The following is a 24,010-nucleotide window of genomic DNA, read 5'->3' on the forward strand; positions in this document are numbered from 1 at the left end:
TCCGTTATTCGCGGCATATTAGGAATGAATTCCCTCCCATTGGGGGTCACCAGCGGGCCGTGACGTCCTTGTCGCGGTCGTAGGCGGCGGCCCAGTAGTGGCCCGTGGCGGTCAGGCGGTGACCGGCGAAGCCCACCTCGCCGGTCGGCTGCTTCAGCGCCTCCGACGTCGCGGTGGCCCAGCCGTCGGCGCCCGCGGTCACCGTCACGTAGCGGCCGGCGGAGAAGGTGAACCGCCCGCGCACCGTGGCGGCCACCGGCTGCCCGCTCTCCAGGTCCACCACGCGCAGCCGCACGCGGGCCGCGCCGCCCTCCACCGTCACCGCCGCCGACTGCACGACCATGGGCCGCAGGCCGCTCGCGCCGGTCGTCACGGTGACCGGGGCCGAGGGCGGGCCGCGGTGACCGGCGACGTCCACCGGCACGACCCGGTAGTGGTAGGTGGTGGCGGGCAGCAGGCCGGTGTCGGTGTGGGTGAGGCCGCGGGCCTTCCCGGCGAGCGTGCCGGGACCGGGGGTGAAGCCCGCCTCGGTCGAGCGGTGCACCTCGTAGTGGGCGACCTCGGTGTCGTCGCGCGCCCGCCCGTACGTCAGGTCCACCGTGGCGTGGCCGAACGCCACGGCCCGCGGCGGCGAGGCCACGCCCGTGGGCGGCCCGGAGTCGGCGGGCGGCTCGGGCCACCTGGCCGAAGGCCCCCAGACCGTGGGCAGCTCCCGGTAGGAGTCGTAGTGGTGCAGCGCGATCCCGGCGAAGGCCGGGCTGCCCGCGAACGCCTGGGAGACCTTGGCCAGCTCGGCCTCCAGCACGTCCCTGCCCTCCTCGCGGAAGGTGATGCTGGAGGGGTCGCCGCTGGTCGCGATGTCCAGCGTCTCCACGCCGACCACCACCGACAGCGGCTTGCCGATCCGCTCGGCGTAGGCAAGCTCGCCGGCCGCCTGCGCGATGATGCCGGCGCCGCCGTCCGCCTGGTCGCGGTAGTCCATGATCGCGATGTAGTCGCTGAGGTCCTGGACGTGCTCGGCCAAGGTGCGGGTGGTCCCGCCGTAGGTGATGCCGGTGCAGCAGGCGGAGGTGTCCAGCCAGCGCGGCACGGCCGGGCCGAACAGCAGCGGCTGCCCGGAGGCGTCCCGGCGGGCGATCATCGCGCGCAGCGTGTCCAGCCACTGGATCTGCACGTCGGGCTTGCCGCTGGTGAACCAGGGCAGGCTGTACGGCTCGATGTCGACGTTGATCCCGTCGAACCGCTCCGCCGGCCTGGAGGACAGGTTGTAGTCGAGCACCCGTTCCATCTCCCCGACCGCCCGCTCGCGGTAGCGGGACAGCGCCCCCAGGTACGGCGGCCGCGTCCCGCCGGCGACGGTGGCGTGCACCTTCATGCCCCGGCCGTGCGCCCAGGCCACCAGGTCACGCAGCCCGGGACGCGCGTCCTCGATCATGTCGCGCCCGGCGTAGGTGTCCACGCCCAGGTAGAGCGTCGACCCGGCGGGCAGGACGGTCTCCAGCAGGCGGCGCGACCCCGGGTTGAGCACCAGGTTGTAGGACGCCTTCTCCCAGATCCACATCGCCCGGTCCTGTCGGTGCGGCACCGGGGCCTGCCCGCGCGCCGCGCCGAGCGCCACATACGTGGTGGACGACCTGGACACGTGGCCGCGCGCGTCCACCGCCTCGGCCTCCAGGCTCGCGATCACGTCGCCGTACCTGGCCGGGTTCAGCAGCGCGACGTAGCGCCCTCGCGCGCCGGCGGCGGGCTGCCAGGGGCCGCCGTTGACGCGGACCCGGACCGAGCGCACGTCCGCGCCGGCCACGTCCACCCGGACCGGCGTGGGACGGGTGAGCCGGGCCCCGTCGGCGGGCTCGGCGATCGCCACACGCGGGGCCCTGGCCTGCGGATTGTCCACGCGCAGGGTCAGCGGCGGCGACCAGGCGCCGTAGCGGGTGTCGGCGGCCGTGGCCTTGGCGTAGACCTCGATCTCGCCGTCCAGGGCGCGGGTGTCGAGGTCGTAGGACCAGGTTCCGTTGTCGTCGGCGTCGGGGTCGGTGACCTCGGCCCGGTCCACGCGCTCGCCGTCCACCACGACGGACACGTCGTAGGCGGTGGTGAAGCGGCCGGTCAGCCGGATCAGGCCGGGGGCCGGCTCGGCGGAGTCGATCACCACCGACGGCGGGTCCGCCGCGCTCGCCACGGCCGGTGCGGCCACTGTGAACGGGACGGCGAGCGCGAGCGCGCCCGCGATTCTCCATAGCCGTGCGGGCATGAAGCCACCTCCATAGGAATGAATTAACGCCGGAAACGGATATGTCCGGACATTGAATCCATGAGATGGCGAAACGATAGCCCCGAATTTCCAGAAGAAGAATGGCATGAATTCCGGCCACCGAATCGCGGGCCCCTCGCCGGCGCAGCAGGCGGGCGGGATCCCTCTGACGGGGGAGGAGGTTCGCGCGCAGTGGGGAGGGGCGGGCGCCGGGCGGTTCCTAGCGTTGCGGGCATGGTCGACTCTCATCGCCCGCGGCGCTGGCCGGCGTACGGGCTTGCGGCGCTGATGCTCGGGTACGCGGCCGGCAAGGCCGCCTTCGCCGTCCAGGGCAGGCTCGGGTTCCCCGGCGGGCCACCGGTGCCGGCGGCCGAGGCCGCGCGCTACTTCCTGGACCCGTCACTCGCGCAGGGGTTCGCGGCGGCCTCCGGGGTGCTGGGGGCCTGTGTCGCCGTGGCCACCGTCACCGCCGCGGGCCGCCGGCTGCCGCGGGCCGCGATGCTCGCCGTGCTGGCGGTGATGCTGGCGGCGCTCGGCGGAGGCGCGGGCATCATGATCCTCGACGGGTTCGTCGGCCTCGGCGTCGGCTGGCGCTGGTACCACGGGATCATCGGGCTCGTCGTGGCCGGCCTGGCCGCCGGGATGACCCGGTCCTACTGGACGGCCACCCGCCCCGCCCGCCCGAGCCCCGGCCCGGCCCGGTCAGCCCCGTGAGAAGGCCGCGACCAGTTTCTCCGTGGTCAGGATGGCGTGGGCGAAGGTGGGGCCGTTGAGCTCGTGCGCGGCGTGCAACATCTCCGGCAGGTACGCGGCGGTCGCGTCGCGCACCAGCGTCACGTGGTAGCCCAGCTCCATGGCGAACCGCCCGGTGGACTCGACGCACGTGTTGGCCAGCACGCCCACGGCCACCACGTGCGTGACGCCGCGCTGCCGCAGCTGGAGGTCCAGGTCGGTGTTGGCGAACCCGCTCTGCGCCCAGTGCTCGGCGGCGACGACGTCGCCCTCCTCCGGCTGGAGGTCGGGATGGAACTCCCCGCCCCACGAGCCGCGGGCGAAGGTGTGCCGCTCCTGGATGCCGTGCTGCGTCGGGTTCGGATGGGCCCAGCTCTCGTAGTCGCCCGGCTGCCAGCGGCGGTGCGGGACGAACACCACCCGCACGCCGGCCGCACGCGCCGCGGCGATCACCGCCCGCAGGTTGTCCAGCAGGCCGATCGCCTGCGCCACCGGCCCGAGCCGCGGCCACACCTTGCCGCCCTCGGAGATGAAGTCGTTGTACGGATCGACCAGCAGCACCGCGGTGCGGCGCGGGTCGTAGGACTCGGTCATGGCCGCCCTCCTCAGTTGCCGGTGGTCAGGACCATGCGGAAGCGGGCCTGCCCGGACATCATCCGCTGGTACGCCGTCGCGGCCTCCTCCAGCGGCACCTCCTCCGTCCAGGCCCGCACGCCGCTCCGCGCGGCGAACCTCATGGTGTCCTGGGTGTCCACGGCGATGCCGGAGGCGTGCCCGTAGACCTGGCGGGCGCTGCCGACGAGCTGCAGCGGAGTGACGGCGAGCGGGTCGGTGTCGATCCCGACGGTGATCAGCTCGCCGCGCCGGCCAAGCCCGTCGATCGTGCCGGACATCGCCGCCGAGCTGGTCACCGTCGCCAGCACCACCTTGGCCCCGCCCAGCGCCAGCAGCGCGTCGGCGGCCTGCTCGGCGGCGCCGTCGATGTAGTGGGCGGCGCCGAGCTCGCGGGCCAGCGGCTCCTTGTCGCTCCCGCGCGCGATGGCGACCGTGTCGAAGCCCATCCGCGCGGCGAACTGCACGCCCAGGTGGCCGAGGCCGCCCAGCCCGAGGATCGCGACGGTGTCGCCAGGCCGCGCCGAGCTGCGCCGCAGCGCGTTGAACACGGTCACGCCCGCGCAGGCCAGGGGCGCCGCCTGCACCGCGGTCAGCTCGTCGGGGATCGCGGCCAGCGCGACGGCCGGCGCCACGACCGAGTCGGCGAACCCGCCCGGGTAGGCGGCGCCCGGCACCTGGAGCTCGGGGCAGAGCACCCCGTCGCCCTCCCGGCAGGCGTCGCAGTGGCCGCAGCTCCCGCCGTACCAGCCGACCGCCACCCGGTCGCCCACGGACCAGCCCGCGACGCCGTCGCCTATCGCGTCGACGCGTCCGGCGATCTCGTGCCCCGGCGTGACGGGGAAGGCGGTGCCCGGGAGCGCGCCGCCGATGATCAGCGCGTCGGAATGGCACACCCCGCACGCCTCGACGGTGATCCGCACCTGGCCGGGGCCCGGTTCGCGGGTCCGCGCAGGGGCCTGGGCCAGGGCGCCGCCGGGCTCGGCGACCTGGATGGAACGGTGCAGGGCGGAAGACGGCATGGCGTCTGCTCTTTCTTCGTACGGGACGCAGCGGCCTCACCGGGAGGCCCTCACAAGGCCACCTTTTCCACTTCCGCCTCGTTTACCCCACCGGCACGGCGAAGGCCCGGGACCCTGAGGCGGATCCCGGACCTCAGGGGCCGCCGGTCAGCCCGCCGGGACGACCGGGACGCCGCCGAAGGTCACCACCAGGCGGCCGTCCGCGGCGAAGGACCAGTTCAGGGCGCCTCCGTAGGCCGAGCAGCGGGAGCCGTTCGAGCCGGACCAGAACTGGTTGGACGCGTCGGCCGAACCGACGATCTTGTCGTTGGCGCCGCCGCCGGAGCGGCACGAGGTGTTGTCGCGGAACACCGAGGTGCCGCCGTCGAAGGAGAAGTTGCGCTCGGTGTTGTCGATGGCGACGTTCCCGGTGATCGACATCGTGCCGAGGTTGCGGTTGTAGGTGAAGCCGTGCTTGCCGTTGCGGTAGGCGATGTTGCGCCGCACGACGTGGTCGACCTTGATGTCCTCGCCGCCCAGCTTGTAGCCGTTGCGGTCGCCGTCGCCGGCCTGGCTGCCGTCGCTGAGCGTGCCGTTGCCGTAGGCCAGGGAGTCCTCGACGGTGACCGGGCCGATCGGGCCGGTCTCGGTCTTGGTGTACAGGTCCCAGCCGTCGTCGATGTTGTTGCGGGACACCGCGTACCGGAAGACGTTGCCGGGCCCGACGGTCAGCTTGGCGGCGAAGCCGTCGGCGTCCTCGCCGTCGGAGTCGGCGTTGTCGTGCGAGACCGTGCTCAGGACGAGGTTGCCGGACGGCCACCGGCTCTGCGGCGTGTCGGAGGCGATCCGGGAGAGCTGCAGCCCGGTGTCGCGGTTGTACCGGGTCACCGACCGTTCGATGATGTTGCCGCTGCCGCCGACGAAGATGCCGTTGTCGCCGGCGCGCTCGACGGTGATGCCGTACAGGTGCCAGTACGAGCCGTTGACGGCGAGCCCGCGGTTGGCCGGGTCCTCGCTCTGGGCCGCGAAGTTCAGCACCGGCGTCTCGCCGGGGTAGGCCGACAACTTCTTGCGGGCCGCCGCGGTGCCGTCGTTGCCGGGGGCGATGGTGACCGTCTGGCTGAAGGCGTACGTGCCGCCGCGCAGGTAGATCGTGCCGCCCGCGGCGACGCGGGTGATGGCGGAGGTGAGCGTCGTCGGGTCGGACCGGGTGCCGGTCGCGCCGTCCCTGCCGGTCGGGGAGACGTACAGCGCGCCGGTCGGCGGCGGGACGGTCGGCGTGACAGTGGGCGTGACAGTGGGCGTCGGGGTGGGGCTGGTGGTCGGTCCACCGCCGGCGGGCCTCAGGGTCCACTGCTTGGTGGCGGCCGAGTCGCAGGAGTTCTGCTGCAGCAGTGCGCCCGGCGCGGTGGAGTCGTCCTTGACGTTGAGGCACTTGCCGCCGCCCGCGTTGACGATCCGGTACGCGTCGCCGGCGGCGGTGAGCTGCCAGGTCTGGGAGGCGGCGCCCGTACAGGTCTCCTGCTGCACGGGCTTGCCCGCGCTGGTGGAGGCGTCGCGGACGCCGGCGCACCTGCCGCTGTGCGCCGCCTTGACCTGGAAGCCGCTCCCGGCGGCGGTGAGGGTGAAGACCTGCCCGGCGGCCTCGGCGCAGGCGTTCTGCGCGAGTTGCACGCCGTCGCCGGTGCTCTGCCCCGGCACGGTGGCGCACAGGCCGCTGCCGCCGTTGACCAGCGTGTAGTTCCCGCCGGCCGGGGCCGCCGAGGCGGGCGTGTTCAGCACGGCGACCAGGCCGCCGGCGGTGAGCAGGCCGGTGGTCAGCACGACCGCCGGTCTCCTCGCCAAGGGTTGGTTCTTACGCACGTCCAGCTCCGTTTCGATGGAGGAGTGGAAGGGGGGTGCCGCGCGAGCCTTGCCAACCGGTTGCAGTAACAGTGGCTTCGTGCCGAGGAAAGGTCAAGACGTCCAGGTAAAACTGCAAACGCTTCGAGCGTTGCGCCTGGTGGCGTGGCTATTTCTGCAACAACCGATTGCAGGAAACCTGCAAACAGCGGGTCAGCGGGTGAGGGGCAGCGGCCCGCTCTCGGGGGTGAAGAGCTGCTCGTCGAGGTGGTCGACGGCGTAGTCGATCGCGCCCGCCACCACGCACTCGTCGCCCAGCGTGGACGCCCGCACCTCCGGCATGCGCATGCACCGCCGCTCCAGCCGTTCGCGCAGCGGCCCGAGCAGCACGTCCGCCGACCTGGAGAACCCGCCGCCCAGCACCACGACCTGCGGATCGAGGACGAGCACCATGGCGGCCGCGCCCACGGCCAGATCGTCGAGAAAGCGCCCGACCGCCTCCAGAGCCACCGGGTCGCCGTTCCTGGCGGCGGCCAGCGTGTAGCCCGCCGCGTCCTCCGGCGGCGTGCCCCCGGGGACGGCCGCGCACGAGTTGAGGTGCTCGGGCGCGTCGAACCAGCGGGCCTCGGGCAGCATGGAGATCTCCCCGGCCGCCGCCCCGAACCCCCGGTGGACCCGGCCGCCGATGATCAGCCCGGCGCCCATGCGCCTGCCGACGTGCAGGAACACCACGTCCTTGGCGCCCTGGGCGACGCCGCGCCGGGTCTCGGCCATGGCGGCCAGGCGGCTGTCGTTCTCGATCAGCACCTGGCAGGGGAACATCTCCCGCATCCGGCCCGCCAGGTCGAGGTCGCGCCAGGACGGGACGGCGGCCGAGTAGATGACCCGCCCCTCGATGTCGATGATGCCGATGGTGCCGACGGCGATCGTCCACAGGTCGGACACCGCGACGCGGCCGAGCGACAGGCAGCCGGAGACGGCCCGCTCGATCGCGGCCAGGCGCTCCTCCAGCGGCGCGTCCGGCAGCACCGGCTGGCGGGTCTCGGCCAGGATCTCGCCGTCGAGGTCGGACAGGGCGGCGCGGATGTTGTGGCCGCCCACGTCGACGCCGACCAGGTAGCCGCTGTCGGCGCGGAAGCGGTAGCGGCGGGCCGGCCGGCCCATCGAGCCGGGGCTCGGCGGCACCTCCTCCACCCAGCCCAGGTCCATCAGCTCGCCGGCGACCTCCTTCATGGACGGCCGCGACAACCCCGTGCGCTCGGCCAGCGCCGACAGGGTGAGCGGCCCGGCCCGGCGCAAGGCCCGGATGGCGGTCAGCGAGTTGAGCTGTCGCAGCCGTGACAGGTCGCCGCCGCGTAGATCCGCCATCGCCGTCCTTAACGTAGGTCTCCTCTGTAAGCAGAGATTATGCCAGGGCCCAGCTCGACGGCGCACCACCCAAGAACCCCTTCAAATTGGGCGTTGACCCTCCGAAACCGACGGTGCTACTAATGAAGCGCTCCTTCGTAAGTTGAGAGAGATGAGGTCTGATGTCATTCGTTGACGTCGGCGAGATCAGGTGCGACCAGGCCCGGACCCGGGTGTTCGAGCACGGCTGGCAGTCGTGGAGCCCCACCGGCGCCTACGGCCTCGGGGACCTTCCGCCCAGACCCGCCGACGAGACGATCCAGATCCTCTGCTACCGCCCCGAGACGCCCGTCCCCGACGGCGTCTTCCAGGGCGAGGGGCTGCTGGCCGTCGAGACCGGCGACGGCGCGGTCGAGCTGTGGAGCGCGCCCGGACCGCTCCAGGTGCCCTCCGTCCGGGCCCGCCGGGAGGGCGACCGCCTGGTCGTCTCCGCCGACGGCCCGGTACGCCACCACCGCGTCGAGGGCGACCTCGGCCGGGCCCTGCGCGACTGGGCGGACGGCATGGCAGAACCCAGGACGTTCCCCGCCGTCCCCCCCATGTGGTGCACCTGGTACGGCTACTGGGACAAGGTCACCGACGCCGACGTCCTGGAGAACCTGGCGCTGGCCGACCGGCACGGCCTGACCGCCGACATGTTCCTCGTCGACGACGGCTACGAGGCCGGCATCGGCGACTGGCTGGACCCCAGGCCCGGCTTCGGCTCCCTCGCCCGCGCCCTGGACGCCGTCACCGGCTCCGGCCGCCGCGCCGGCATCTGGACCGCCCCCTTCCTGGTCGGCCACGACAGCCGCCTGTTCCACGAGCACCCCGACTGGCTGGTGGACGGCGCGTACGCGGGCCGCATGTGGAACCAGGACCTCGCCGTCCTCGACGTCACCCACCCCGGCGCGGCCGAGCACCTGGTCCACGTGTTCGCCGCCTTCGCCGCCATGGGCGTCACCCACTTCAAGCTCGACTACCTCTACGCCGGCGCCCTGGCCGGCCGCCGCCACGAGGACCTCGACCCGATCGCGGCCTACCGGCGCGGGCTGGAGCTCGTGCGGCGCGGCGCGGGCCCCGAGGCCACCCTGCACGGCTGCGGCGCGCCCATGCTGCCAAGCATCGGGCTGGTCGACATCATGCGGGTCAGCCCCGACATCGCGCCCACCCTGCACCCCAGGTCGGGCGACATCAGCCAGCCCTCCCAGCTCGGCGCCCGGCTGACCGGCGCGGCCCGCGAGTTCCTGCACGCCCGCTGGTGGGTCAACGACCCCGACTGCCTCATCGTGCGGCCCGAGGTGGAGGCCCGGCAGGAGTGGGCGGCGCACATCGAGGGCACCGGCGGCCTGCGCGGCTCCAGCGACCCGATCGCCGCCCTCGACGAGTGGGGGCTGGAGACCACCCGCCGCCTGCTGGTCCCCACCGCCACGGACCCGTCGTGATCACCGAGACGGTCCGGGCCGCCGCCAAGGAGGCTCCGCGGCGGCCGCCGCGCAGGCGCACCCGTGACTGGCACGCCTACCTGTTCGTCGGGCCCAGCCTGTTCGGGGTGGTGGCGTTCCTGCTGCTGCCGGTCGTCATCGTCCTGGTGCTCAGCTTCTTCAACTGGGAGCTGCTGTCGGAGCCCACGTTCGCCGGGCTGGACAACTACCGCCGGCTGGCCGCCGACGGCGAGAGCTGGCACGCGCTGGGCGTCACCCTCCTGTACGTCGTCCTGTGCATCCCGCTGCAGACCGTGCTGGCCCTGGTGCTGGCGCTGCTGCTGGACCGCAAGGTCAAGGGCCTGCGGCTGTACCGCTCGTTGTACCTGATCCCGTGGATGGCCACCCCGATCGTCCTCGGCCTGGTCTGGAACTGGATCTTCGACCCGCGCGACGGCGCGCTCAACAGCCTGCTCGGCCTGGCCGGCGTCACCGGCCCCGACTGGCTGTCCGACCCCGCCTGGGCGCTGCCCGCGATCGCGCTGGTCAACGTCTGGCAGCACACCGGCTACACCATGCTGTTCTTCCTGGCCGGCCTCCAGGGCATCCCCAAGGAGCTGTACGACGCCGCCGCCACCGACGGCGCCACCCCCGCCCAGCGGTTCTGGCGCATCACGCTGCCGCTGCTCAACCCCACGATGTTCTTCGTCATGGTGACCAACCTGATCGGCGCCTTCCAGGTGTTCGACACCGTCTACGTCATGACCAACGGCGGCCCCAGCCAGAGCACCGAAGTGCTCAACTTCCGCATCTACGAGACGGCGTTCAAGCAGTTCGACTTCGGCTACGCCTCGACCCTGTCGATGTTGCTGTTCGGGGTCATCCTGCTGGTGACGCTGGCGCAGGTCAGGTTCTTCGGCAAGCGCACCACCTACGACCTGAGCTGAGGCCCCCATGATCAAGCGCACCCTGCTCCACGTCGTGCTCGCGGCCGGCGCGTTCGTCTCCGTCTTCCCGTACCTGCTGGTCGTGCTGACCGCGTTCAAGACGCAGTCGCAGCTCAGCTCCACCGAGCCGTGGCTGCCCGGCCTGCCGCCGACCACCGCCAACCTGACCCGGCTGCTGAGCGGCGACTTCCCCCGGTACGTGCTCAACACCCTGCTGATGACGGTCGTGCTCACCCTCGGGCAGCTCGTCTTCACCACCTTCGCCGCCTACGCCTTCGCGCGGCTGCGCTTCCGGGGCAGGGAGGCCCTGTTCTGGCTGTACGTCGCCACCATGATGGTGCCGGGCGCGGTCACGATGATCCCCCTGTTCCTCATCATGCGCGAGCTCGGCCTGGTCAACACCTGGTACGGCCTGCTCATCCCGTACGTGCTGGGCACCCCGTACGGCATCTTCCTGATGCGCCAGTTCTTCAAGTCCCTGCCCGCCGGGCTGGAGGAGGCCGCCCGGATCGACGGGGCCGGGCCGATGACCGTCCTGCTGCGCATCCTGCTGCCGCTGTGCCGCCCGGCGCTCGGCACCCTGACGATCATCACCGTGATCTCGTCGTGGAACAGCTTCATCTGGCCGCTGATCATCACCAGCGGCGACGAGACCAGGGTGATGACGGTGGCGCTCGCCACCCTCAAGGTCGGCATCGGCGTCGACTACAACCTGATGATGGCCGGCGGGCTGATCGCGCTCGTGCCGATGGTGGCCGTCTTCGTCTTCTTCCAAAGACACATCGTCCGGTCGGTGGTCCTCACCGGCCTCAAGTAGCACACGAACAAGAGGTCAGCGAATGTTGCAATCCCCCCCGATTCGCTGGGCCGGGGCGCTGCTCTGCGCCGCCACGCTCATCCTGTCCGGCTGCGGGTCGGGCTCCGGAGACTCCGGCAAGGTCACGCTCACCTACCGGCTCTGGGACGACCAGCAGAAGGTCGGCTACGAGAAGGTGATGGCCGCCTTCGAGAAGGCCAACCCGGGCATCGACGTCAAGATAGAACTGCTGCCCTACGACCAGTACTGGACCAAGCTCACCGCCGACGCCGTCGCCGGGACCGCGCCGGACGTCTTCTGGATGAGCCCCACCCAGTTCCCCGAGTTCGTCACCAAGGGCGTGCTGGCGCCCGTCCAGGTGGACGGCTCCAAGTACCACCAGACCGTGGTCGGCTCGTTCACCTACCAGGGCAAGCTGTACGGCGTGCCGAAGGACTGGGGGATCGTCGGCCTGCTCTACAACAAGGACCTGTTCGCCAAGGCCGGCGTGACCATGCCGGACAAGCTCACCTGGGCGGCCGACGGCTCCGGCACCCTGCTCGACACCGCCCGCAAGCTCACCGTGGACGAGGCCGGCAAGCACCCCGGCGAGCCCGGCTTCGACCCCGCCAAGGTCACCACGTACGGCTTCGCCTCCTGGAACCACTACCAGACGCAGTGGATGAACTGGGTCAGCTCCAACGGCGGCAAGCTGCTGGACAAGCCCTTCGGCAGCTACACCTTCAACGACGCCGCCTCCGTCCAGGGGCTGCAGTTCGGCGTGGACCTGGTCAACAAGCACCACGTCTCGCCCCCGGCCACCCAGACCAACCCGCCCACCGGCAAGGTCACCGACATGTTCAAGGCCGGGAAGGTCGCCATGTTCCCGGCGAACAACGCGCTGCTGCCGTTCGTCGCGCCGGAGGCCAACTTCGAGATCGGCGTCGCCGCCATGCCCGAGGGCCCGCAGGGCCGTTCGGTGAACCTCAACGGCCTGTCCGAGGCCGTCTCCGCCAAGAGCGCCCACCCGGCCGAGGCGATGAAGCTGGCCACCTGGCTCGGCACCGAGGAGCCGCAGAAGATGATGGCCGACGGCGGCTACGTCTTCCCCGCGCTCAACGGGCTGTCGCAGGGCTACGTCGACTACTGGAAGTCCAAGAAGCTCGACGTCTCGCCGTTCCAGGAGGAGTCGGAGGGCCAGACCTTCCCGCTGCCGGTCACCACCGGCTTCACCGGCTTCGAGAACAAGCTCAACCAGATCCTCAACGAGATGTACCTCGGCAAGCTCACCCCTCAGCAGGCCGCCGACCAGGCCGTGGCCGCCGGCAACGCCTCGATCAAGTAGGAGCTCCATTGATCACCCGGCGATCGTTGTTCGCCGGGGGCGCGAGCCTGGGCCTCGCCGCCGCACTGGGTGCCTCACCCGTGCGCGCGGCGGCCCGGCGTGCCCCCCTGTCCGACCCGTTCCAGCTGGGCGTCGCCTCCGGCGAGCCCACGCCGGACGGCGTCGTCCTCTGGACCCGGCTCGCCATGGACCCGGTCGCGCTCGACGGGCTCGGCGGCATGCCGGACCGCGTCGTGCCGGTGCACTGGCAGCTCGCCTCCGACGAGAGCTTCCGCCACGTCGTGCGCCAGGGCGTCGAGCAGGCCCGCCGCGAGTCGGCCCACAGCGTGCACGTCGAGCTGGACGGCCTGCGCCCGGGCGCGGAGTACTTCTACCGCTTCCGCGCCGAGGGCGAGATCAGCGAGGTCGGCCGCACCCTGACCGCCCCCGCCCCCGGCGCCCGCTCCCGCCCCCTGAACCTGTCGTTCACCTCCTGCGCCGACTACCAGACCGGCTGGTTCACCCCCTACCGCCGGATGGCCGAGGACCACCCCGACCTCATCGCCTTCCTCGGCGACTACATCTACGAGTACGGCGACTACAAGTACCCCGTCCGAGACCAGGCTGGCGGCGAATGCCTGGACCTGGCCGGATACCGGCTGCGGCACGCCCAGCACAAGGCCGACCCCGAGTCGCGGCTGGCCCACGCGATCGCCCCCTGGGTGGTCGTGTGGGACGACCACGACATCGAGAACGCCTGGGCCGGCGACGTGCCCGAGCAGCCCGACCCGCCCTTCCTCGCCCGCCGGGCCGCGGCCTTCCAGGCGTACTACGAGAACATGCCGCTGCGCCGCGCCCAGCGCCCCGACGGCCCCGCCCTGCGGCTCTACCGCACGATCCGCTGGGGCGCGGTCGCCAACCTGCACATGCTCGACACCCGCCAGTACCGCGACCTGTACGCCTGCACCGGCAGGAGCGGCACGGTCGGCGCCGACTGCGCCGAGCGGCTGGCCCCCAACCGCACGATGCTCGGCGGCGAGCAGGAGTCCTGGCTCGATGGGCAGCTCAAGGGCTCCCAGGCCACCTGGGACCTGCTCGGCCAGCAAGTCTTCCTCATGGAGATGGACTGGACCAACGGCGAGGGCAAGGGCTACTCCAACGAGGGCTGGGACGGCTACGTCGCCTCCCGCAACCGGCTGACCGCCGCCATCGACGACTACCGGCGCAACGCGGTCGTCCTCACCGGCGACGTGCACTCCCACTGGGCCGGGGAGGTCAAGCGCGACTTCCAGGACCCCGAGTCGAAGTCCGTCGCGGTCGAGCTGGTCACCACGTCGGTCACCAGCGCCGGCAACGGCCTCGACGAGTACCCCAACACCCAGACGCTGCTCGCCGAGAACCCGCACGTGAAGTTCTTCAACGGCCGCCGCGGCTACGTCCGCGCCAAGCTCACCCAGCAGGAGATGAAGGTCGACTTCCGCTCGCTGTCCCGGGTGACCGAGCCGTACGCGCCCGCCTACACCTCCGGCTCGTTCGTCGTCGAGCCGGGCGACCCGAGCCTCCACCCAGCCTGACGGGATCCCCATGCGCACGATCACGGCCGCCGTCGCGGCGGCCCTCCTCACCCTGCCCTTCGCGCCCTTACCCGGTTCCGTGGCGACCGCGGCGGCCGTCGCGGTGCCCCCGATGGGCTGGAGCAGCCGCTCCCTGGGCTGCTCGGTCTCCGAGGCGGCCGTCCGCCAGGCCGCCGGCGCCCTCGCCCCGCTCGCGCCGCTCGGCTACCGGTACGTCGTGCTCGACGACTGCTGGCTGGCCGCCCAGCGCAGCGGCGGCGCCCTGGCCCCCGACCCGGCCCGTTTCCCGGGCGGCGTCAAGGCGCTGGCCGACGAGCTGCACGCCAAGGGGCTCAAACTCGGCCTGAGCCTGTCGGCCGGCACCAAGGCGTGCTCCGGCGGCGGCCCCGGCTCCTACAAGCAGGAGGCCGCCGACGCCGCCCAGCTCAGGGCCTGGGGCGCCGACTACGTCAAGTACGACTGGTGCAACGTCCCCACGGCCGACTTCCCCGGCCAGAACGTGCAGCAGATCGCCCAGACCCTCTACCCGCGCATGCGCCAGGCCCTCGGCGACGGCGTGGTGTTCGCCATGAACAACGAGGACGGCAGCACCGTGCCCTGGTTGTGGGGCAAGGACGCCGGCGCCACCACCTGGCGGACGAACGTCTACAACAAGCCCATCCCCGACAGCTACTCCAGCATGGTGGACATCTGGGAGACCAACCAGCTCAGAGCCGAGTACGCCGGGCCGGGCAGCTGGGCCGACCCCGACCTGATCCAGGCCGGGCGCGGCGGGATGACCGAGACCGAGTACCGCGCCCAGTTCACGCTGTGGGCCATGGGGGCCGCGCCGCTCGTCCTGCAGGCCGACCCGGCCAAGGCGCCGGCCGCCGTCGTCGCCAACCCCAAGGTGATCGCGGTGGACCAGGACCGGCTGGGCGCGCACGGCCGGCTCGTCGCCTCCGACGGCTGGTACCACGTCCTGGCCAAGCCCCTGGACGGCGGCGACCGGGCGATCGCGCTGTTCAACGAGAGCGACCGGGCGGCGGTGATCTCCACCCGGCTCGGCGCGGGCTCCCGCCACCGGGTCGAGGAGCTGTGGTCCGGCGCGGTCAGCTCGACGAAGGACGTGCTGTCGGCGCAGGTCCCGGCGCACGCGGCGGTGCTCTACCGGGTCTCGGAGAGCCGGGAGCAGGCGCCGCCGCTGGTGACCTTCGAGGCCGACCCGCCGCGCTTCCTCGGCGAGGACCGGCCCTCGGTGCTGGAGCCCGGCGTGCCCGGCGAGCTGGTCACCCGCGTCACGAACACCGGGGCCACCGCCCCGCTGCGGGACGTCGAGGTCAAGGCGTCCGCGCCGGACGGCTGGCGCGCCGAGGCCCGCACGCCGGCCAGGACCGCCCGGCTCGGCGCCGCCGAGACGTTCACCGTGACCTGGACGGTCACCCCGCCCGCGGACGCCGCGCCCGGCACCTACGAGGTCGCCTTCACCCAGGGCGACCGGCGCGCCGTCGCCGTCGTCATCGTGGCCAGGGCGCCGGGCACGGGCCGCACCTACCTGAGCGACCTGGCCTGGACCAGGGCTGCGAACTACTTCGGCCCGGTCGAGAAGGACACCAGCAACGGCGAGCGGGCCGCCGGCGACGGCCGTCCGATCACCGTCGAGGGCGTCCGGTACGCCAAGGGCCTGGGCACGCACGCCCCCGCCGACATCGAGTTCCACACCGCCGGCCGATGCACGACGGTCGAGTTCCAGGCCGGCATCGACGACGAGGTCGGCCAGGCCGGCTCGGCCGACTTCGAGGTGTGGGCCGACGGCGGCCGGGTCGCGCACTCCGGCGTGCTGACCGGCGCCATGCCCGCCAGGAAGGTCACGGCGTTCGTCGCGGGCGCCCGGTTCGTCCGGCTGGTCGCGACCAACGGCGGGGACAACGCCACCTCCGACCACGCCGACTTCGCCGACGCCACCGTCACCTGCCAGTGAGGAGATGCACTTGAAGATCGTTCCCAGGCCCGTCAGCCACGGGACCAGGCGCGGGAGGTTCGTCCTCGACGGGCGCACGGCGCTCACCGCCGACCCGGCGCTCGCCGGGGTGGCCGCCTGGCTGCGCGCCGAGCTCAGCGAGGTCACCGGAGGTGAGTTGCTGCCCGGCACGCCGGGCCCGGGGACGATCACCCTGGGGCTGGGCGACGGCCTCGGCCCGGAGGCGTACCGGCTGAGCGTGGGTGACGACGGCGTCGCCATCGACGCGGGCGGGCCCGCCGGGGCCTTCTACGGCGCGCAGACCTTCCGCCAGCTCCTGCCCGCCGCCGCCTACCGCCGGTCGCCGGCCGCCGAACCCCTGGTCGCGCCGGGCGTGCACATCGAGGACGAGCCGCGCTTCGGCTGGCGCGGCTGCCTCCTCGACGTCGCCCGGCATTTCATGACCAAGCACGACCTGCTGCGGTTCATCGACCTGATGGCCCTGCACAAGCTGAACGTCCTGCACCTGCACCTGACCGACGACCAGGGCTGGCGCGTCGAGATCCGGCGTTACCCCCGCCTGACCGAGGTCGGCGGGTGGCGGCGGGAGAGCCAGACCGGCTGGAACGGCGCCATGGACGGTCGTCCCCACGGCGGCTACTACACCCAGGACGACCTCAGGGAGATCGTCGCCTACGCCGCCGCCCGGCACGTCACCGTCGTGCCCGAGATCGACCTGCCCGGCCACACCCAGGCCGCCATCGCCGCCTACCCCGAGCTGGGCAACCTCGGCACGCCGCTGGAGGTCCGCACGACCTGGGGCATCGGCCGGAACGTGCTCAACGCCGAGGACGCCACCGTCGCCTTCTTCAAGAACGTGCTCGACGAGGTGCTGGAGCTGTTCCCCAGCCCGTACGTGTGCGTCGGCGGCGACGAGTGCCGCAAGGAGCAGTGGCGGGAGAGCCCGTCCGCCCAGCGCCGGATCAGGGAACTGGGCCTGCGGGACGAGGAGGAGCTGCAGAGCTGGTTCATCCACCAGTTCGACGACTTCCTGGCCGCCCGGGGACGCCGCCTGGTCGGCTGGGACGAGATCCTGGAGGGCGGGCTGGCGCCCGGGGCGGTGGTGGCGTCCTGGCGCGGCGACCTCGGGGCGGTGGCCGCCGCCCGGCGCGGGCACGACGTCATCAACTGCTCCAACACCCAGGTCTACTTCGACTACCGCCAGGGGCCGGGGGAGGACGAGCCGGTGCCGTTCGGGACCGTGCTGGCCCTGGAGGACGTCTACGCCTTCGAGCCCGTGCCCGCGCAACTGCGCGACGACCCGGCGGCGGAACGGGTGCTCGGCGCGCAGTGCGGGGTCTGGACGGAGCTGATCGACTCCAACCGGCGGGTCGACTACATGGTCTTCCCCCGCCTGGCGGCCTTCGCCGAGACCGTCTGGGGGCCGCCCGGACGCGACCTGGAGGACTTCCGCGCGCGGCTGGCGGGCCACCTGCCGCGGCTGGCGGCGATCGGGGTGGAGTACCGGCCGGAGTCGGGGCCGCTGCCCTGGCAGACCAGGCCCGGCGTGCCCGGGCGGCCGGAGGACCCGAAGGAGTGGCAGGCCACCATCGACGCCTGGACCAGCAACCTGCGGGACCTCGCGTGAGGCCCCCGGAGCCGCCGCCGGGCGGCCGGGTGCTGAGCTGGCCGGGCTGCGAGAACGTGCGCGACCTCGGCGGGCTGCCGACCGAGGACGGCGGGCGCATCCGGTGGGGCGCGCTGGTGCGGGGGGACCGTCCGCGGGGCACGGCCGTCCCGGCGCTGCGGGCGCACGGGATCCGGCTCGTCGCCGATCTCCGGCTGGCCGCCGAGTGCCGGGCCGACCCCGGTCCCGACGTGCCGGGCCGCCGCCACCTGCCCGTCCTGCGGGACGAGGACACCGTGCTGGAGGCGCTGGACGACACCCTGCCCGGCATCTACCGGGTGATCCTCGACCGGGGCGCCGCCCGGTTCGCCGCCGTCCTGTCGGCCGTCGCCCACGCGCCGGACGGTGGCGTCCTGCTGCACTGCCACTCCGGCAAGGACAGAACCGGGCTGGCGGTCGCGCTGGCCCTCTCGCTGGCCGGCGTCTCCCGGCGGGAGATCGCCGCCGACTACGCCATGACAGCCGTGTGCCTGCGCCTCGACGAGCACCTGGCCGCCCTGGACGGCGACGCGGGGCGGGCCAGGGCGCTGCGCCTGTTCGCCGAGGTCACCGCGGACACCATGCTGGCCGCCCTGGCCCACCTGGACGACCGGCACGGCGGCGCGCAGGCGTACCTGCTGGCCGGCGGCCTGCCACCGGACGACCTGGCGCTGCTCCGGGCCCGCCTGGTGGACCGCTGAGGGGCCGGAGGGCGGCGGTCAGCCCGTACGGCCCCAGAAGTCGTACGGGTCCCGGCCTGGGCGGAAGCCGTGCGCCCGGGCCAGCTCCGCCGCCTCCCGGAACCGGCGCGCGACGACGGACGGCTCGTGGGCGTCGCTGCCGAACGTCACGGCCTGCCCGCCCTCCTCCCGCCACCACCCGAGCAGCGTCGTGTGCAGCGGCAGGACCGTGTTGATCTCCAGCGCCCGGCCCGACCCGGCGGTCACCCGAAGCGCGTGCCGGAACTCCTCCTCGAAGCCGGCCGGGTCGAACGGTCCGGCCGCCCGCGGCCAGTAGCGCACCGGGTAGTCGACGTGGGCCAGCACGGCGAACACGTCGCTGCCCGCGACCAGTTCGGGGATCTCGGCCAGGTAGTCCCGGATCACCTGGGCGGCGGCGCTGCGGGCGTACAGGCCGGGCGGCTCGCAGAACCCGTCGCCGGCGGGCAGGCTGTGCAGGGAGCCGAGCACCCGGTCGAAGCGCCCGGCGGCGAGCACGCGGGCGACCTCCCCGGCGTGCCGGTGCGGCTCGCCCAGCTCCAGGCCGCTCAGGATGCGCAGCTGCGGGAAACGCTCGCGGCACCGCTCGACCGCCTCCAGGTAGCCCGCGGCGTCGAAGGCCGGGGGAGGGAGGCGCCCGTCCGGCGTCGTCAGCGCGAGCAGGTGGTCGTGGCCGTCGAGGGCGCCGGGGTCGACCGTCCAGACCGTGTGGTCGACGTGCTCGGTGAAGGCGATGGCGGGCAGGCCGAGCTCCACCGCCCGCGCGCAGGAACGCTCCATGTCGCCCTTCGGGGCGTCCCAGGACCATTCGCTGTGCACATGGCTGTCGGCGGGCAACGTCACGGGCTCACTCCTCGGAGGGTAGGAGAAGATCGTCACGACTGTACCCCGCGAGCGTTCCGGCGTCCCGGGGGCGCGCCGCCTCGGGGAAGAGGTCTGATCTGCCGTGAGATGCTGGCTTTCGTGACGACGACCGAGCCCGCCGGGCCCGCCCCGCGCCGCGGGCGCGGCCGACCCGGCTACGACCAGGCCGCGATCCTGCGCGCCGCGGTGGAGCTGTTCAACCGCAGGGGATACGACGCCACCAGCATGGGAGACCTGGCCAAGGAGCTCGGCCTGACCAAGCCGGCCATCTACCACCACGTCACGGGCAAGGAGCAACTGCTCGGCCAGGCCCTCGACGACGCCCTCGACGAGCTCACCGCCGCCGTCACCGCCGCCACCCGCGACGCCGCCGGCCGCACGGCCTACGAACGCCTGCGCGAGGTCGTGCGGCGCAGCGTCGAGGTGCTGGTCGCCCACCAGCCGAGCGTCACGCTCCTGCTCCGGGTGCGCGGCAACAGCCCGGTCGAGCTGGCCGCGCTCGAACGCCGCCGCTGGCTCGACGACCGCCTCGCCGCGCTGGTCGCCGACGCCGTCGCCGAGGGCGCGCTGCGCGACGACGTGCCGCCCGCGCTGGTCAGCCGGCTGCTGTTCGGCATGGTCAACTCGCTGGTGGAGTGGTACCGCCCGGACGGCGCCTACGACCGGGCGATGGTCGCCGACGCCGTCACCGCGATCGCCTTCGACGGCCTGGCCGGGCACGCGCCCGGGGCTCACCAGGTGTAGAACCCCTGGCCCGTCTTGCGGCCGAGATGCCCGGCGGCCACCAGGTCGCGCAGGATCCGCGGCGGCTCGAACCGGGGGCCGAGCTCGCGGGCCAGGTGTTCGGCGATCGCGAGCCGCACGTCCAGGCCCACCACGTCGGTGGTGCGCAGCGGGCCCGTCGGGTGGCGGTAGCCGAGGGTCATGGCCGTGTCGATGTCGGCCGCGCTCGCCACGCCCTCCTCCAGCATCCGCATCGCCTCCAGGGCCAGGCAGACGCCGAGCCGGCTGCTGGCGAAGCCCGGCGAGTCGGCCACCGTGACCGGCGTCCTGCCGAGCGCCCGCGTCCACTCCTGGGCCCGTTCGACCAGCTCGGGGTCCGTCCGCGGGCCGACGACGACCTCGATGAGGTCGCTGACCGGGACGGGGTTGAAGAAGTGCAGCCCGATGAAGCGCTCCGGCGCGGCCAGGTCGGCCGCGAGCCCGCCGATCGACAGGCTGCTGGTGTTCGTGGCCAGCACCGCGCCCGGCGCCTGCCGCTCGACCAGGGCGAACACCTGGGCCTTGAGCGCCGCGTCCTCCGGCACCGCCTCCACGACCAGCTCGCACGGGGCCAGCTCGCCCGGGTCGGCCGTCGTGCGCAGCCGGGACAGGACGTCCGGGAGCGGGCTGCCCAGCCTGCCCTTCTCCGCGGCCTTGGCCAGGCTGCCGGTCACCCGTTCCAGGGCCTGGGCGGCGGCGCGCGGGTCGCTCTCCACGACGACGACCCGGCTGCCGGCGGCGAGGAAGGCGTGCGCGATGCCCGACCCCATCCGCCCGCCGCCGAAGACGCCGACGATGTGCGGCAGGATCGACGGGGACGTCATGAGCGCGGCTCCTTCCGCCGGTCGAGGAACGCCGTCATGCGCGCGTGCTTCTCCTCGGTCTCGAACAGGACGGCCTGGGCCAGGTCGTCCACGAACGGGTGCGCGGCGCGCGGGGCGTGGAAGACGGCCTTGGTCAGCCGGGTGGCCAGCGGCGCGCGCGCCGCGATGCGGTCGGCCAGCCGGTGGCCGGCGGCGAGCAGGTCCTCCGGCTCCACGACGTCGTTGAGCAGGTGCACCGCCCGCGCCTCCGCGGCCGTCAGCACCCGGCCGGCCAGCAGGATCTCCTTGGCCAGCGGCTCCCCGACCAGCTCGGCCAGCCGCCAGGCGGCCCCGGCGGCGGCCAGGATGCCGAGGTCGGTCTCCGGGTTGCCGATCCGGGTGCGCGGCGTGCCGATCCGGAAGTCGCAGGCGTAGGCCAGCTCGGCCCCGCCGCCCAGGGCGTAACCGTCCACGAGGGCCACGGTCGGCATCGGCAGCCGGTGGATGCGGTCGAAGATCCTGGAGTTGATGCCGCGCAGCGCGTCGCCCCGGTCCCGGTCACGGAGCTGGGCGATGTCCGCCCCGGCGGCGAAGGTCGTGCCCTCGCCGGTGAGCAGCACGACGCGCGGCTCGTCCTCGACGGCGGCGCACGCCTCGTGCAGCGCGGCGACCAGCTCCCGGTCGATCGCGTTGCGCACCTGCGGCCGGTTGAGCCGCCACACCACCCGGTCGGCGCCCTCCTCGACGATGAGGGTCATGGGCGCTCCGCCTGGGGAGCGCGGGCTTTCGTCACGGAAAACTCCTCTGCGTCGGGGTCAGGCGTCGTAGTCCACGGTGACACGGTCGCCGGCCGGGAACGTCTGGCAGGTGAGCACGAAACCGGCGTCCACCTCGGCCGGTTCGAGCGCGTAGTTGCGGCGCATGTCCGCCGCGCCCTCGCGGACCACCGCCCGGCAGGTGCCGCAGACCCCGCCCCGGCAGGCGAACGGCAGGTCCGAGCGGGTCTGCTGGGCGCCGTCGAGCAGGGTGGACTCGCGCGAGACGGTGGCGGTCGTGCGCCTTCCGTCGAGCACCGTCGTCAGCACGGTCGTCGCGCCCGCCGGCACGCCCTCGGGGCGCCTGGGCAGCGGCGGGGGAGCGTCGACGTAGAAGAGCTCGACGTGCACCTTCGCGGCCGGGACGCCCAGCTCGGCGAGCACCTGGCGGGCGTCCTCGACCATGCGCAGCGGCCCGCACAGCCAGACGTGGTCGAACGTCTCGATCGGCACCAGCTCGGTGAACAGCCGCCGCAGCCGGTCGCCGTCCAGCCGGCCGGAGAACAGCTCGACGTCGCGCGGCTCCCGGGAGAGCACGTGGACGAGCTGGAGGCGGGGGCCGTACCGGTTCTTCAGGTCGCCGAGCTCCTCGGCGAACATCACGGTGCGGCTGCTGCGGTTGCCGTACAGCAGCGACACCCGCGCGCCGGGATGGGTGAGCACCGTCGAGGCGACCGACATCATCGGGGTGATGCCCGACCCGGCCGCCACGCACAGGTGCCGCTCGCCCGCGCCGGGGTCGGCCTGCCAGGAGCCGGTGGGGGTCTGCACCTCGATCCGCGTGCCCGGCCGCACCTCGCGGACGAGCCAGGAGGAGAAGAGCCCGTCCGGGATCTCCCGGACGCCGATGCGCGGCGCGTCCCCGGCCGGGGCGCAGATCGAGTACGACCGCCGCTCCTCCCGCCCGTCCACGAAGCGGCGCAGGGTGAGCGACTGGCCCGCGCGGAAGGCGTACGCCTGGCGCAGGTCGCCGGGCACGGCGAAGGTGATCGCGGCGGCGTCCTCGCACAGGTGGTCGACCGCCGCCACGGTCAGCTCGTGGAAGGCGGCGTGCGCCCGGGCCGGCGCGGGCGCGAGCGTGGTCATCTCATATCTCCTTGACATGCTCGAACGGTTCCAGGCAGTCGGCGCAGGCGTAGAGGGCCTTGCACGCGGTGGCGCCGAACTCGGAGGTCAGCCGGGTGGCCCGGGAGCCGCAGCGCGGGCAGGCCGGTGCGGTCCTGGCCGGGCCGAGCGTCAGCGGCACCGGCCCGGACGTCCGCCGGGCCGGTCCGGGCGCCGACAGCCCGGCGGCCCGCAGGGCGTCCCGGCCGCGCTCGGAGATCCAGTCGCTCGACCACGGCGGGTCGAGCACGACCCGCACCTCGACCCGCGGGAAACCCGCCGCCCGCAGCCCATGGACGAGGTCGTCGCGCATGGTCGCCATGGCCGGGCAGCCGGTGTAGGTCGGGGTGATCGAGGCGACCACGACCTCGCCGTCCGGGCCCGGCCGCAGCTCGACGCCGCGCAGCACGCCGAGGTCGGCCAGGGTGAGCATCGGCATCTCCGGGTCCCGCACCCGCTCCGCGACCCGGGCGGCGCGCTCGCGGGCGTCCCCGGGCGCGGGTCCGGCGTGCTCGGCGGCGGTCACCAGCGGCCTGCCGGGTGGGCGCGGGCGACCGACTGCATGTCGGCGAGCAGGTCGGCCAGGGCCGGGGTGTGGACGCCGTCCCGGCCGCTGCCCGGCCTGTCCTCGTCCGGTCGGTCTTCGAGGGCCGGGCGGGGGACGTCGCTCACCGTCAGCACCTGGCCGAGCACGGCGTCCACGTCGGCGCGCAGCGCGGCGGCCTCCACGGCGACGCCCGAACGGGCGAGCGCGAGCTCGACGGGATGCGCGGTGACCAGCTCGGCCAGCAGCGGCCACAGCTCGCCGAGCGCGGCGTCGAGCCGGCGGCGCGACTCCTCGGTGCCCTGGGCCAGGGTGAGGAACCAGCGGCCCGCCCAGTCCCGGTGGTAGGCGACCTCCTTGACGCCCTTGGCGGCGACGGCGGCCAGCACCGTGTCCGCGCTCGCCGACAGCCGCTCCAGCAGCGCCAGCCGGGCCGTCGAGAACAGCAGCAGGCGCACGACGACGTGCGCGAAGTCGCCGTTCGCGACCTCGGCCAGCCACACGTTCCTGAACTGCCCGGCGTCGCGGAAGAACGCCAGCGCGTCCTCCGGCGGCACCGGTGAGCCCTCGGGCAGCGCGGGCACCACGCCGGGGTCGGCCGCGGCCGCCCGCGCCAGCAGCAGGCGCGCCTGCCCGAGCAGGTCGAGGGCCACGTTGGCGAGCGCGATGTCCTCCTCCAGGTCGGGCGCGCGGCTGCACCACTCCGTGAGCCGCTGCGACATCACCAGCGCGTCGTCGCCGAGCATGAGGCAGTACGCGGCCAGCTCGGCGCAGCCGACCCCGTCGGGCACGGTGGTGTCCACGCCCGCCAGCGGGTCCTCGAAGTCCGTGCCGAACGCCCACTGCGCGGAGTCCCCGCCGGTCAGGCCGTCGAAGATGCTCTCGTGGTCATCGCTCACGCT

Annotated in this window: 21 protein-coding genes; 10 read left to right on the forward strand and 11 right to left on the reverse strand. The window is 73.4% G+C overall.

Annotation, left to right across the window (positions count from 1 at the left end; all coding sequences use genetic code 11):
* Positions 1-46: 46 nt before the first annotated feature.
* On the reverse strand, positions 47-2,254 hold the full coding sequence (locus ACIBQ6_RS03450; RefSeq protein ID WP_397210011.1) for a hypothetical protein: 2,208 nt from the start codon (positions 2,252-2,254) through the stop codon (positions 47-49).
* A gap of 234 nt (positions 2,255-2,488) precedes the next feature.
* On the opposite strand from ACIBQ6_RS03450, the gene ACIBQ6_RS03455 reads away from it, so the two are divergent.
* Entirely contained in the window at positions 2,489-2,968 is a 480-nt protein-coding gene (locus ACIBQ6_RS03455) for a hypothetical protein (RefSeq protein WP_397210013.1), read from the forward strand.
* On the opposite strand, the gene ACIBQ6_RS03460 is transcribed toward ACIBQ6_RS03455, so the two are convergent.
* From ACIBQ6_RS03460 to ACIBQ6_RS03475, 4 genes are all read right to left on the reverse strand, one after another.
* Positions 2,957-3,580 (reverse strand): cysteine hydrolase, encoded by a 624-nt coding sequence (locus ACIBQ6_RS03460; RefSeq protein ID WP_397210015.1) that lies wholly within the window; start codon positions 3,578-3,580, stop codon positions 2,957-2,959. The genes ACIBQ6_RS03455 and ACIBQ6_RS03460 overlap by 12 nt on opposite strands.
* Positions 3,581-3,591: 11 nt before the next feature.
* Positions 3,592-4,620 carry an alcohol dehydrogenase catalytic domain-containing protein gene (locus tag ACIBQ6_RS03465; RefSeq protein ID WP_397210018.1) on the reverse strand — a complete coding sequence of 343 codons (1,029 nt, stop codon included), beginning with the start codon at positions 4,618-4,620 and terminating at the stop codon, positions 3,592-3,594.
* A 147-nt stretch (positions 4,621-4,767) separates the two neighbouring features.
* Positions 4,768-6,462, reverse strand: a complete 1,695-nt coding sequence (locus tag ACIBQ6_RS03470) for an RICIN domain-containing protein (protein ID WP_397210020.1) — start codon at positions 6,460-6,462, stop codon at positions 4,768-4,770.
* 192 nt (positions 6,463-6,654) lie between these two features.
* The gene (locus tag ACIBQ6_RS03475) at positions 6,655-7,809 is read right to left on the reverse strand and encodes an ROK family protein (protein WP_358293373.1); all 1,155 of its coding nucleotides are present in this window, start codon (positions 7,807-7,809) and stop codon (positions 6,655-6,657) included.
* A gap of 161 nt (positions 7,810-7,970) precedes the next feature.
* On the opposite strand from ACIBQ6_RS03475, the gene ACIBQ6_RS03480 reads away from it, so the two are divergent.
* From ACIBQ6_RS03480 to ACIBQ6_RS03515, 8 genes are read left to right on the forward strand one after another with little or no spacing between them, the layout of a single operon-like run.
* On the forward strand, positions 7,971-9,272 hold the full coding sequence (locus tag ACIBQ6_RS03480) for a glycoside hydrolase family 36 protein (protein WP_397210021.1): 1,302 nt from the start codon (positions 7,971-7,973) through the stop codon (positions 9,270-9,272).
* Positions 9,269-10,198 carry a sugar ABC transporter permease gene (locus ACIBQ6_RS03485; protein WP_358293371.1) on the forward strand — a complete coding sequence of 310 codons (930 nt, stop codon included), beginning with the start codon at positions 9,269-9,271 and terminating at the stop codon, positions 10,196-10,198. Before ACIBQ6_RS03480 ends, ACIBQ6_RS03485 begins: the two co-directional genes overlap by 4 nt.
* 7 nt (positions 10,199-10,205) lie before the next feature.
* Complete coding sequence (locus tag ACIBQ6_RS03490) at positions 10,206-11,015, forward strand: carbohydrate ABC transporter permease (protein WP_352327626.1); 810 nt, start codon at positions 10,206-10,208, stop codon at positions 11,013-11,015.
* Positions 11,016-11,037: 22 nt separating this feature from the next.
* Complete coding sequence (locus ACIBQ6_RS03495) at positions 11,038-12,339, forward strand: ABC transporter substrate-binding protein (RefSeq protein ID WP_397210023.1); 1,302 nt, start codon at positions 11,038-11,040, stop codon at positions 12,337-12,339.
* Positions 12,340-12,347: 8 nt separating this feature from the next.
* Entirely contained in the window at positions 12,348-13,892 is a 1,545-nt protein-coding gene (locus tag ACIBQ6_RS03500) for an alkaline phosphatase D family protein (protein WP_397210025.1), read from the forward strand.
* A 10-nt stretch (positions 13,893-13,902) separates the two neighbouring features.
* Positions 13,903-15,852 (forward strand): NPCBM/NEW2 domain-containing protein, encoded by a 1,950-nt coding sequence (locus ACIBQ6_RS03505; RefSeq protein WP_397210027.1) that lies wholly within the window; start codon positions 13,903-13,905, stop codon positions 15,850-15,852.
* Between the two features lie 4 nt (positions 15,853-15,856).
* Entirely contained in the window at positions 15,857-17,479 is a 1,623-nt protein-coding gene (locus ACIBQ6_RS03510; protein ID WP_397210029.1) for a beta-N-acetylhexosaminidase, read from the forward strand.
* Complete coding sequence (locus ACIBQ6_RS03515; protein ID WP_397210030.1) at positions 17,476-18,198, forward strand: tyrosine-protein phosphatase; 723 nt, start codon at positions 17,476-17,478, stop codon at positions 18,196-18,198. Before ACIBQ6_RS03510 ends, ACIBQ6_RS03515 begins: the two co-directional genes overlap by 4 nt.
* 18 nt (positions 18,199-18,216) lie before the next feature.
* On the opposite strand, the gene ACIBQ6_RS03520 is transcribed toward ACIBQ6_RS03515, so the two are convergent.
* The gene (locus tag ACIBQ6_RS03520) at positions 18,217-19,059 is read right to left on the reverse strand and encodes a PHP domain-containing protein (protein WP_397210032.1); all 843 of its coding nucleotides are present in this window, start codon (positions 19,057-19,059) and stop codon (positions 18,217-18,219) included.
* Between the two features lie 120 nt (positions 19,060-19,179).
* Between ACIBQ6_RS03520 and ACIBQ6_RS03525 the strand changes: the two genes are divergently transcribed.
* Complete coding sequence (locus ACIBQ6_RS03525; RefSeq protein ID WP_358293360.1) at positions 19,180-19,824, forward strand: TetR/AcrR family transcriptional regulator; 645 nt, start codon at positions 19,180-19,182, stop codon at positions 19,822-19,824.
* Here ACIBQ6_RS03525 and ACIBQ6_RS03530 read toward each other — a convergent pair.
* From ACIBQ6_RS03530 to paaC, 5 genes are read right to left on the reverse strand one after another with little or no spacing between them, the layout of a single operon-like run.
* Positions 19,812-20,666 (reverse strand): 3-hydroxyacyl-CoA dehydrogenase family protein, encoded by an 855-nt coding sequence (locus ACIBQ6_RS03530; protein ID WP_397210034.1) that lies wholly within the window; start codon positions 20,664-20,666, stop codon positions 19,812-19,814. The two genes, ACIBQ6_RS03525 and ACIBQ6_RS03530, sit on opposite strands and share 13 nt — an antisense overlap.
* Complete coding sequence (locus ACIBQ6_RS03535; RefSeq protein ID WP_397210036.1) at positions 20,663-21,403, reverse strand: enoyl-CoA hydratase/isomerase family protein; 741 nt, start codon at positions 21,401-21,403, stop codon at positions 20,663-20,665. Before ACIBQ6_RS03535 ends, ACIBQ6_RS03530 begins: the two co-directional genes overlap by 4 nt.
* Before the next feature lie 57 nt (positions 21,404-21,460).
* Positions 21,461-22,546 carry a 1,2-phenylacetyl-CoA epoxidase subunit PaaE gene (gene paaE, locus ACIBQ6_RS03540; protein WP_358293355.1) on the reverse strand — a complete coding sequence of 362 codons (1,086 nt, stop codon included), beginning with the start codon at positions 22,544-22,546 and terminating at the stop codon, positions 21,461-21,463.
* Between the two features lies 1 nt (position 22,547).
* Positions 22,548-23,090 (reverse strand): 1,2-phenylacetyl-CoA epoxidase subunit PaaD, encoded by a 543-nt coding sequence (paaD, locus tag ACIBQ6_RS03545; RefSeq protein WP_387670030.1) that lies wholly within the window; start codon positions 23,088-23,090, stop codon positions 22,548-22,550.
* Complete coding sequence (paaC, locus tag ACIBQ6_RS03550) at positions 23,087-24,007, reverse strand: 1,2-phenylacetyl-CoA epoxidase subunit PaaC (protein WP_397210038.1); 921 nt, start codon at positions 24,005-24,007, stop codon at positions 23,087-23,089. The genes paaD and paaC overlap by 4 nt, the downstream gene beginning before the upstream one ends.
* Positions 24,008-24,010 lie beyond the last annotated feature (3 nt).

The organism is Nonomuraea sp. NPDC049655 (assembly GCF_044465465.1).
Classification (GTDB): domain Bacteria; phylum Actinomycetota; class Actinomycetes; order Streptosporangiales; family Streptosporangiaceae; genus Nonomuraea.